The sequence below is a fragment of the Thalassotalea castellviae genome (genome assembly GCF_031846185.1).
Taxonomy (GTDB): Bacteria; Pseudomonadota; Gammaproteobacteria; order Enterobacterales; family Alteromonadaceae; genus Thalassotalea_H; species Thalassotalea_H castellviae.
Window position 1 is genome coordinate 583294 of record NZ_JAVRIF010000002.1, and the last position, 10900, is coordinate 594193.

The window sequence follows — 10900 nt, forward strand, 5'->3', positions numbered from 1 at the left end:
TGGCACAAAGATAGCTGACCACTTCATTAAGACTAAAATTTCAAAAAAATTATAAGTTTTTAAATATATGAAAATAAAACCATAGATTAAATCGTCATCGCTAACTCTGCCGCTTGACGGATCGCTCTTTTAGCGTCTAATTCTGCCGCAACATTAGCCCCACCAATCAAATGAGTTGTAACGTCAGCATCTAATAAACTTTGATATAACGAACGCTCTGGCTCTTGACCGGCACAAATAATTACATCGTCAACCGGCAATACCTGTACTTTGCCATCAATTTCAATGTGTAAGCCTTGATCATCAATTGCCTTATACGTAACACCTGCCATCATATTTACACCATTTTTCTGTAATGTTGCGCGATGAACCCAACCCGATGTTTTACCTAAGCCGGCACCTACTTTAGTCGTTTTACGCTGTAAAAGATAAATTTCTTTTTGCGATTTTTCATGCTCAGGTTGCGCCAGTAAAGCACCATTTTCAGTATAGTTTTTATCAACGCCCCAACTTTTTAACCAAGCATCTTTATCTGTGGTTAACGACTTTCCTTCAGCCAAATAACAAGCGACATCAAAACCGATTCCTCCCGCGCCAATAATAGCCACATTGTCTCCAACAGCGACTTTATCTTTTAATACTTGTAAGTAAGTCTTCACTTTTGGATGCTCGAAACCTGGAATATTAAGTTTTCTTGGAGAAATCCCCGTGGCTAAAATCACTTCATCAAAGCCTGCTTCAATTAATGACTCTGCACTTTTTTCAGCGTTAAATTCAACGGTAACGTTATGCTTTTTAAGTTGTACATCAAAATATCGAATCGTTTCATAAAACTCTTCTTTACCAGGTATTTGTTTAGCGACATTAAATTGCCCACCTAATGCTTCTGACTTATCAAAAAGCGTGACATGATGACCTTTTTTTGCAGCATAAACACTAAACGCCATACCAGCTGGACCTGCACCTACCACGGCTAACTTTTTACTAACGGTTGATTTTTCAATAACAAGTTCCGTTTCATAACACGCTTGTGGATTCACTAAACAAGAAGCTCTTTTTTGTTTAAAAACATGATCTAAACAAGCTTGATTACATCCAATACAAGTATTGATTTCTTCACTTTTATTTTCTATTGCCTTTTGTATAAAGTTTTCATCAGCGAGAAAAGGTCTCGCCATTGAAACCATATCAGCATGACCATCCGCTAATACTTGTTCGGCAACTTCTGGGGTATTTATTCTGTTCGTTGTTACCAAAGGTATTGATACTTCTTTTTTCATTCGCTCAGTGATCCAAGTAAAAGCAGCTCTAGGAACCGACGTTACTATGGTTGGTACGCGGGCTTCATGCCAACCTATACCTGTATTTATAATCGTTGCGCCAGCTGCTTCAATGGCATTAGCCATAGTTACCACATCTTGCCAACTATTACCGCCTTCAACCAAATCCAGCATAGATAGTCTAAAAATAATGATAAACTCTTTACCCACTTTTGCTCGTACTGCTTTGACGATTTCACAAGCCAGTCGCATCCTGTTTTCAATTGAACCGCCCCATTCGTCCGTGCGTTTATTGACGCGAACACAACTAAACTGGTTAATTAAATACCCTTCTGAGCCCATGATTTCGACGCCATCATAATTAGCTTTTGCCGCTAAACTTGCTGAATGAGCAAAGTCTTTGATAGTGCTTTTTATTTGTCTTACAGACATTTCACTGGGGGTAAAAGGGTTGATTGGCGATTTAACTTTACTCGATGATAAGCTAAAGGGGTGATACGAATATCGACCTGCGTGCAATAACTGTAAGCATATTTTGGTTGGGTATTTATGCACCGCTTCGGTCACTTGTTTGTGTTTCCCAACCTGCCAAAAATAACTTAATTGGCAACCAAAAGGGGATAATCTACCTCGAGCATTTGGGCTGATCCCTCCAGTGACAATTAAGCCGACCCCACCTTTGGCACGAGCTTCATAAAAAGCAGCTAGCTTTTTAAAACCACCTTTTTCTTCTTCTAAACCTGTGTGCATTGAGCCCATTAAGCTACGATTAGCTAATGAAGTGAAACCTAAATCTAACGGTTCAAGTAAGTGAGGAAAAGATGATGTTGTTGTCATATTCAGCTTCTTAATGATTATCGTAAAACAAGCGTAATGGTTTTAAGTTGACGCTAGTCAGTTTGTTATAAATTAGTCTTTCAATCATTAAAACTCAAGCTTTATTTTGACACCTGTCAGATTAGCTGAGAGATTTTCTTATAAACGACTTAATTATGAACATGTTACACTGAAAAAAAATCTTGCTTTATTTAGTATGAAATTAGCACTTATTAATAACATCATTCGTTATTTAAACGACGAACTGCAACTTTTATTGTCAGCGGCCAATAATGCTCATCAAGCGGCGATTGACGATCAATCTATTGCCGAAACGCAATACGATACTTTAGCAATTGAAGCCGGTTATTTAGCGGAAGGGCAATCTAGAAGAGTTGAATCGTTGAAACAAGCAATAATTTCTTTCGAGCAGTTATTTGAAATATTGAAACAACGGCCAGCACCACACACTTCTATTAAACTAGGCTCAATTGTCCAACTTGCACAAGAGCAAACCATAGGACAATATTTATTCATTGCACCAGCGGCTGCGGGTTATCGTTGCGAAGTAGCGGGTAAGAAGTTTACGGTGATCACCCCTGAGTCGCCAATGGGACAATCACTGATAAATCAACGATTAAGTGACGAAGTTTCAATCACATTAGGTAATACCATACACATTGATGAAATCACGCATTTATCTTGAATGTCTTAACGGATATTACATCGAGTTTAACTTATAGGAGTTTGATTTAATAATGTTTTAATCTCTTGAAAATCCACCATTTTATCATCAAGCTTTACATATGCCACCGCTTCACTGTGCACTAACGTAGCTTCTAATACTCCAGGTAAATTGATGAGTTTTTCAGCAACAATATCAGCTTGTTCTTCAGTTGCTATTGACGTTGTAAAACTATAACTTTTAGACTTTTTAAGCGGTTTCATACCGGTCGCCGCAATAAACCACAATAATCCTAAACAAGACATCACGAGAAATATCATTTGTTCACCAAATTGGCTTGCTATGGCACCACCGAGAACACCACCTGTAAAAGCGCCCATAAATTGACTACTGGAATATATTCCCATCACACTCCCTTTAACTCCTGCAGGCGCTAAACGAGATAACAACGAAGGCATAGTTGCTTCTAAATAATTAAAAGCGGTGAAAAATAACATCACTAAAACAATAAGCGAGTTTAATGAATTATCCATCAACCAAAATAACATCAAGGCTAAAGAAAAAAGTAATACCGCCGACGAAAACATTTGTTTTTCTTTTTGTTTTTTGATCGCTAAAATCATAAACGGCACCATTAAAAAGAAAGACCCCAATAACGTTGGTAAATATAATTGCCAATGATTTTCTAGCGCTAACCCCGCTGCTACGAATTGTTTTGGCAAAGTAACAAAGCAAGCTGTTAATGCCATATGTAGAGTAAATACCCCTATGTTTAAACGAAATAATTGTCGATCGCGGATCAGTTTACCTATTTGATTAGGCAAGGCAACATTATCACCTTTTGGCGCTTTATTGACTGAAAACGGCACCATAAATTGAATCATTATCATAGCGCCAATCGTTAATGCACCAGTAAACCAAAACAAACCACTTAAGCCAAACGCTTGCGCGACTACTGGGCCTATGATCATCGCTAATGTGAACGATAAGCCGATAAACATACCAATCGTTGCCATCACTTTGGGCCGCTGCTCTTCCCGGCTTAAGTCAGCCGCCAAAGCTAAAACAGCAGACGCAATTGCCCCCATCCCTTGTAACGCTCGACCGGCTACAACACCGTATATAGTTTCAGACATTGCCGCCACGACACTGCCTAATAAGAAAATGAGTAAACCTGCTAAAATAATGGGTTTACGACCATACTTATCCGATAAAATCCCCATAGGAATTTGCAACATCGCCTGAGTTAATCCGTAAGCACCTATCGCTAAACCGATCCAAATGGGGTTATACCCCACTAACTCTTGTCCATAAATAGCAAATACCGGCAAGATCATAAACAAACCTAACATCCTCAAACCAAAAACGATGGCGAGTGAAAATGCCGCTTTTTTCTCAATGCTATTTAGTGCTGAATTGCTCATGGCGGGTGATCATAAACCTTTAACTATCAAAATAAATCCGCGCTAGTTTAACACGACAATTGAATGAACAAAAACAGAGATTAATAGATGAAAATCGTCGAGAAATTGTGCGATAATATGCGGCTGCGATTTTAAGTGGGATAAATTATGAGACAGATCGAAGTTAGGGGTGCCAGAACCCATAACCTAAAAAACATTAGTTTAGATATTCCTCGAGACAAATTAATTGTTATTACCGGCCTCTCAGGCTCTGGAAAGTCATCTTTGGCATTTGATACCTTATATGCAGAAGGACAGCGCAGATATGTTGAATCGCTTTCTGCCTATGCTCGTCAATTCTTATCGCTAATGGAAAAACCTGACGTTGATCATATTGAAGGCTTATCTCCAGCAATTTCTATTGAACAAAAATCGACGTCTCATAACCCGCGTTCAACGGTTGGAACCATTACTGAGATTTATGATTATTTACGACTTTTATACGCACGTGTAGGTGAGCCTCGTTGTCCTACTCATCACCAACCGTTAGCTGCACAAACTGTCTCGCAAATGGTTGATAAAGTTTTAGCGCTCGAAGAAGGCACTAAAGTCATGGTGTTAGCACCTGTGGTATTAAATCGTAAAGGTGAGCATGTAAAATTACTCGATAACTTAGCCGCACAGGGCTATATCCGTGCTCGTATTGATGGCGATGTATGTGATTTATCTGATCCACCAACTTTAGATCTTCATAAAAAGCACACCATAGAAGTTGTCGTTGATCGCTTAAAAGTCCGTGAAGATATCCAATTACGACTTTCTGAATCCTTCGAAACAGCTTTAAGCCTGACAGCCGGCTCTGCCAAAGTTGCTTTTATGGATGAACCTGACCGCGAAGAGCTATTATTTTCAGCGAATTTTGCTTGCCCACACTGTGGTTACAGTATGCAAGAATTAGAACCGCGTTTATTTTCTTTTAATAACCCTGCTGGTGCTTGTCAAACCTGTGATGGCTTAGGAAATCAGCAGTTTTTTGACCCTGCACGAGTCATTGCCAACCCTGAATTAAGTTTATCAGGTGGCGCAATTCGAGGCTGGGATAAACGTAATTTTTACTATTTTCAAATGCTGCAAGCCCTTGCTGATCATTATGACTTTAAAGTGGATCAACCTTTTAATCAGTTAGATAAAAAACATCAAGAATTAATCTTACGTGGTAGCGGCAAACAAGAAATTGAATTTAAATACATGAACGATCGTGGCGATATTGTCATTCGCAAGCATCCGTTTGAAGGTATTTTAAATAATATGGATAGACGCTTCAAAGAAACAGAATCAAACGCTGTTCGAGATGAGTTGTCAAAGTACTTAAATAGTCAACATTGTCCAGATTGTGATGGTAGCCGTTTACGGCTTGAAGCACGAAATGTATTTATAAATGATACCCCTTTACCTGTAGTCGCCGAACTTGCTATAGCTGATGCATTAGCTTTTTTTGAAGGCTTAAATTTAACGGGTCAAAAAGCTCAAATTGCAGAAAAAATCCTCAAGGAAATTTGTGACCGTCTAGGGTTTTTAGTCAATGTAGGGTTAAATTACCTCAACATGTCACGCGCAGCAGGTACTTTATCAGGTGGTGAAGCACAACGCATTCGTTTAGCCAGTCAAATTGGCGCGGGTTTAGTCGGGGTAATGTACGTACTCGATGAACCATCCATTGGTTTACATCAACGTGACAATGAACGTTTACTCAAAACCTTGATCCATCTCCGTGATCTTGGCAATACTGTCATTGTTGTAGAGCATGACGAAGACGCCATTCGTGCTGCTGATTATGTCATCGACATTGGTCCTGGTGCCGGAGTTCATGGCGGCGAAATCATTGCTCAGGGTAAAGTTGATGATATTTTAAAATGTGAGCACTCACTGACAGGAAAATACCTTTCAGGTAGAGAAGGTATAGATATACCAAAAGTAAGAACTCCATTTGATAAAAATAATGTAGTTAAATTATTTGGTGCCACAGGGAATAACTTAAAGAATGTTGATCTAACCATTCCTAACGGCTTGATGACTTGTATCACAGGTGTTTCTGGCTCAGGAAAATCAACCTTGATCAATGATACTTTGTATAAGCTTGCTCACATTGAATTAAATGGTGCAACCACCCAAGAACCTGCTCCTCATCAATCAATTGAAGGCTTAGAGTTACTCGATAAAGTTATCGATATTGATCAAAGCCCAATAGGTAGAACACCGCGTTCAAACCCCGCTACTTACACAGGGATATTTACTAATATTCGTGATATTTTTGCTGGTACACAAGAAGCACGATCTCGTGGTTATAAGCCAGGCCGCTTTAGTTTTAATGTAAAAGGCGGACGATGTGAAGCTTGTCAAGGTGATGGTTTAATCAAAGTAGAAATGCACTTTCTACCTGATGTTTATGTACCTTGCGATGTTTGTAAAAGTCAGCGTTATAATCGAGAAACATTAGAGGTGAAATATAAAGGCAAAAATATTCACGAAGTGCTCGATATGACCATTGAAGACGGTTTAGAATTTTTCTCAGCCATTCCAGCCGTTAAACGTAAGTTGCAAACCTTGATGGATGTGGGTTTAAGTTATATTAAGCTTGGACAATCAGCTACAACCCTATCTGGTGGTGAAGCACAAAGAGTTAAGCTTTCTAAAGAACTTTCGAAACGCGATACGGGGAAAACCCTTTATATTCTTGATGAACCAACTACGGGCTTGCATTTTCATGATATCAAGCAACTACTTCAAGTCATTCATCGCTTGCGTGATCATGGAAATACTATAGTAGTAATTGAACATAATTTAGATGTAATTAAAACGGCAGATTGGATCGTTGATCTTGGCCCTGAAGGTGGCTCTGGTGGTGGTGAAATATTAGCGACAGGTACGCCTGAGCAAATCGCGCAACATAAAACCTCACATACCGCAAGATTCTTAAAGCCAATGTTAGAAAACTAACTCACACTTTACCCTGTAGATAATTTGCTTTTCAATTTAAAACGGACACTGGGTTGTCCGTTTTTTATTACCTTAATTTTCAGAGACAGTTTTTAAAGGGTCACTGAGAAAATGTTGGGCAAATTTTTCTAATGATGGATGACTAGGATCAGAAAAATGAGCAACGTTTAATACTTTGCCTTTAGGTGAGATAAATACCAGCCCTGGCGTTCCTATTATTCCATATTTATTCGCAATATCATCACCATCAAGTACCGTATCGAACTGATAACCGTGATTCCGCCAGTAAATTGCAGGTTGCCAATCTTCTTTAATATTTACGCCAATCACCTTTAATCCTTGAGATTGATACTTTTCATGGAGCTTAGCAATGCCAGGTAATAGCTTTTTACAATATGGACACCATGTAGCCCAAAAGACTAAAAGTACTGGCTGACCTTGATATTCTGATAAGGTGACAGGTTTTCCCGTAATAGACATTAATGTCCAATCTTCACTTTCGAAGCGCTCGGATACTTCAATATTTTGATTGTTTTTACTAATAGAAACAGCATTTGCTATTGAGTTATTAATAAAAGTCATCGTCAATATTAAGCTAAGCCATAGACTATTCGACAAATTTCTCTGCTTAAAGCATTTCATATCACTGTCCTATTACATATATGATCTTGGTTATTGAATATAACGGACCTGATCTTGTTAATATTTCTTTCTTATTTTAAGAATGTCTTTGAAACAATCGCTAGCCACTCATCACTGCTTAAGGTTAATATATTTATCTCGCTAACCTTTTATATTTGTGTGAAAATTTGAAAAATATTAACTTCCAAAACGCTTTAATCTATCTTCTCGCTTTTTCAAGTGGCTTTAGTATTATGGGCATCGAGTTGTTAGGTGGACGTATTCTAGCGCCATTTTTTGGCAGTAGCGTTCATATTTGGGGCAGTATTATCACTGTATTCATGCTTAGCCTTTCATTCGGTTATTTAATTGGTGGGAAACTTTCCACTAAAAATGCTTCCTTAACCCGATATGGCTTAATTTTTCTTTTCGCAGGCGTCACTGTATTACCAATTGTTTTATGGTCAGGTCCTATGATGGAATTCATCTTTCTCAATATTGAAGACAGTCGCTATGGCTCTCTTACGGCATCAATGGCATTGTTTTTTATTCCTACCATTATTTTGGGAATGATCTCTCCTTATTCAGTACGTTTACTGGTAACCGATAAAGAGAGAAGTGGCCAAGTAGCGGGCGTTTTATATTTCGTTTCCACCTTAGGAAGTGCATTAGGTACCATCATTACTTCTTTTTATTTCGTCTTATTTTTTGAAGTAAATGCCATTATATTAACGTTCAGTTTAGCATTGATGATTTTTGGTATTATCGCGATAACTTTTGACAAATATTCAAGAAAACCCGTTAACGATTTGTCAGGAGCTGTACATGAATAAACTATTATTAATTTGCTTATTATTTAGTGTATCGGGTATATCCTTTGCAAACGTTATTCATAAAGAACGTTCGCTTTATCGTAATATTATTGTCGAAGATAATTACAACTTACGTTGCTTAAAGTTTAATGTAAAAACAAGTAAAACTAACCAAAGTTGCTTATATAAAAACAACCCTAACAAATTAGTTTTCAATTACACTAAGTTGTTATTTTCTAGTTTATTATTACTGGAAAATCCGCCTGAAAACATCTTAATTGTTGGTTTAGGTGGTGGCACTATGTCTAATACGCTGCACCAGTTGTATCCGAACGCTAAGATTGAAAATGTTGAAATCGACCCAGCAGTGATCAAAGTTGCACGTCAATATTTCAGTTTTTTTGAAAATGACAATATTACCAGCAAGGTACAAGACGGCCGTATCTTCGTAAAACGAGCCGCTTTAAAAAAACAAAAGTATGACTGGATTATTTTAGACGCTTTTAATGGTGATTATATCCCTGAGCATTTAATGACCAAAGAATTTCTTCAGGAAACAAAAACATTACTATCTGAAAATGGTGTTTTATCTGCTAATACATTCTCAGTTAGTGAGTTATATGCCCACGAATCCGCAACCTATAAAGCAGTATTTGGTGATTTTTTTAATGTCAGAAATAGAAAAAATAGTAACCGAATTATTTTAACTGCTAACAGTGCCTTGCCATCAGGCGAAGTAATTGTGGAAAGAGTTAAAAAATTAGCGAAGCAGCTATCCCCCTTTGGGGTCGACATCGCCCAAATATCTAGCAATATGACCTCAACATCTGAAGAACAAGATTGGTCTGATGATACAAAGGTGTTAACTGATCAATATTCACCTGCTAACCTACTTAATCAGTAATGAAACTTAACCCTGCATTATAGCTATTCAGGGATATTTTAGTTTTTAGTTTTTAGTTTTTAGTTTTTAGTTTTTAAGGTTAACCGAGTTTTAGCACTCGGTTTATTTACCTTTTTATTATGGAAAATTACTTTGCCGTTTCTGGTTGTACTTTTATTATTTGGCGATTCAACAGAAAGTAGGCTATCGGAGGTATTTTCAACGCTTTTCCCTGTTTTAGTTGATGTCGCCACCGCACGATTAATTTCATTCATCTCTTGAGCAGTTAAATCTCGCCATTCACCAGGTTTTAATTTTCCCAGCTCGACAGACATTATCCGAGAGCGTTTTAATTTCTTTACCTCATAATCTAAATACTCACACATACGTCTTATTTGGCGGTTCAAACCTTGAGTTAAAATAATTCTAAAAACAAATTTACTTTGTGGCTTTACGATACAAGGCTTAGTAATGGTGCCGAGAATTGGTACACCGCGTGACATACGTTGCACAAAGCGTTCACTGATAGGTTTATCAACAGTAACAATATACTCTTTATCATGAGCATTCTCAGCCCTTAAAATTTTATTCACTATATCTCCGTCACTCGTTAAGAAAATAAGACCTTCAGAAGGTTTATCTAAACGACCTATAGGAAAGATACGTTCTTTGTGACCAATAGCGTCAATGATATTGCCTTTTACATGTTTTTCTGTCGTACAAGTAATACCGATAGGTTTGTGATAAGCAATATAAACACGATCAGATTTATTCGCAGGCATAGCCCCAATTTTTTTACCATCAACAGATACGCTATCACCTGGGTATACTTTAGTACCAAGCTCAGGGATCAAACCGTTTATTTTAACTCGGCCTTCCTCTATTAATTTGTCAGCCCCTCTTCTCGAACAATAACCTGATTCACTGATAAATTTATTGAGTCGTTTACTTGTATCTGTCACAAATATTCCAACGTAGTCATTTTATTCATTCCTTTATTTTAACCGATATATCTTTTCATGTATTGATTAAATCTAAATTTGAACCTAGTTAGAACAAGTATTACTTTTGGAAAAGCCAACGGTTAGAGTGATTTTTTGGCTAAAAATTTGCTGGTATAAAAGCCTAGCAATATCCTACTCTCATCTAATGACAAGCACACTCAGATACTTTTTATCAGTGGCATCACAATTTACTTACATGAAAGGCCGAATGTTTCGAAAGCAGGGATACTTATAGAACTAGCTGTTCAGCGTTTCAAGCACAGAAACAGGCTTTCCGTCCCAGAAATATGATCACTATGCTGTAGGCAACAAGAGGTCTCTTTCATGTCGAGCGTGTATTTCACACTGACATATCTTTATATCTTGATAGAAAAAACATCGCATGCGGGTAATCAAAAG

General features: G+C 37.7%; 8 protein-coding genes. 4 read left to right on the forward strand and 4 right to left on the reverse strand.

Annotation, left to right across the window (positions count from 1 at the left end; translation table 11 throughout):
* Positions 1 to 86 precede the first annotated feature (86 nt).
* On the reverse strand, positions 87 to 2117 hold the full coding sequence (locus RM573_RS06290) for an oxidoreductase (RefSeq protein WP_311578862.1): 2031 nt from the start codon (positions 2115 to 2117) through the stop codon (positions 87 to 89).
* 196 nt (positions 2118 to 2313) lie between these two features.
* On the opposite strand from RM573_RS06290, the gene RM573_RS06295 reads away from it, so the two are divergent.
* On the forward strand, positions 2314 to 2802 hold the full coding sequence (locus tag RM573_RS06295) for a hypothetical protein (protein ID WP_311578865.1): 489 nt from the start codon (positions 2314 to 2316) through the stop codon (positions 2800 to 2802).
* Positions 2803 to 2828: 26 nt separating this feature from the next.
* On the opposite strand, the gene RM573_RS06300 is transcribed toward RM573_RS06295, so the two are convergent.
* Complete coding sequence (locus tag RM573_RS06300; RefSeq protein ID WP_311578868.1) at positions 2829 to 4205, reverse strand: MFS transporter; 1377 nt, start codon at positions 4203 to 4205, stop codon at positions 2829 to 2831.
* 147 nt (positions 4206 to 4352) lie between these two features.
* On the opposite strand from RM573_RS06300, the gene uvrA reads away from it, so the two are divergent.
* Positions 4353 to 7181 (forward strand): excinuclease ABC subunit UvrA, encoded by a 2829-nt coding sequence (gene uvrA / locus RM573_RS06305; RefSeq protein ID WP_311578871.1) that lies wholly within the window; start codon positions 4353 to 4355, stop codon positions 7179 to 7181.
* Between the two features lie 72 nt (positions 7182 to 7253).
* Here the strand turns inward: uvrA and RM573_RS06310 are convergent, their stop codons facing one another.
* Positions 7254 to 7799: a TlpA disulfide reductase family protein gene (locus RM573_RS06310; RefSeq protein ID WP_311578874.1), complete on the reverse strand. Its 546-nt coding sequence runs from the start codon at positions 7797 to 7799 to the stop codon at positions 7254 to 7256.
* A 257-nt stretch (positions 7800 to 8056) separates the two neighbouring features.
* Here RM573_RS06310 and RM573_RS06315 point away from each other — a divergent pair, with 257 nt between their 5' ends.
* Positions 8057 to 8635, forward strand: coding sequence for a fused MFS/spermidine synthase (locus tag RM573_RS06315; RefSeq protein ID WP_311578948.1), 579 nt, complete (start codon positions 8057 to 8059; stop codon positions 8633 to 8635).
* On the forward strand, positions 8628 to 9518 hold the full coding sequence (locus RM573_RS06320) for a spermidine synthase (RefSeq protein ID WP_311578878.1): 891 nt from the start codon (positions 8628 to 8630) through the stop codon (positions 9516 to 9518). Before RM573_RS06315 ends, RM573_RS06320 begins: the two co-directional genes overlap by 8 nt.
* 59 nt (positions 9519 to 9577) lie before the next feature.
* Here the strand turns inward: RM573_RS06320 and rluF are convergent, their stop codons facing one another.
* Positions 9578 to 10459: a 23S rRNA pseudouridine(2604) synthase RluF gene (rluF, locus tag RM573_RS06325; RefSeq protein WP_311578881.1), complete on the reverse strand. Its 882-nt coding sequence runs from the start codon at positions 10457 to 10459 to the stop codon at positions 9578 to 9580.
* Positions 10460 to 10900 lie beyond the last annotated feature (441 nt).

Excerpts from the sequence above, each read along its gene's own strand:
- RM573_RS06290 (WP_311578862.1), bottom strand. The coding sequence starts at position 2,117 with ATGACAACAACATCATCTTTTCCTCACTTACTTGAACCGTTAGATTTA.
- RM573_RS06295 (WP_311578865.1), top strand. The coding sequence starts at position 2,314 with ATGAAATTAGCACTTATTAATAACATCATTCGTTATTTAAACGACGAA.
- RM573_RS06300 (WP_311578868.1), bottom strand. The coding sequence starts at position 4,205 with ATGAGCAATTCAGCACTAAATAGCATTGAGAAAAAAGCGGCATTTTCA.
- uvrA (WP_311578871.1), top strand. The coding sequence starts at position 4,353 with ATGAGACAGATCGAAGTTAGGGGTGCCAGAACCCATAACCTAAAAAAC.
- RM573_RS06315 (WP_311578948.1), top strand. The coding sequence starts at position 8,057 with ATGGGCATCGAGTTGTTAGGTGGACGTATTCTAGCGCCATTTTTTGGC.
- RM573_RS06320 (WP_311578878.1), top strand. The coding sequence starts at position 8,628 with ATGAATAAACTATTATTAATTTGCTTATTATTTAGTGTATCGGGTATA.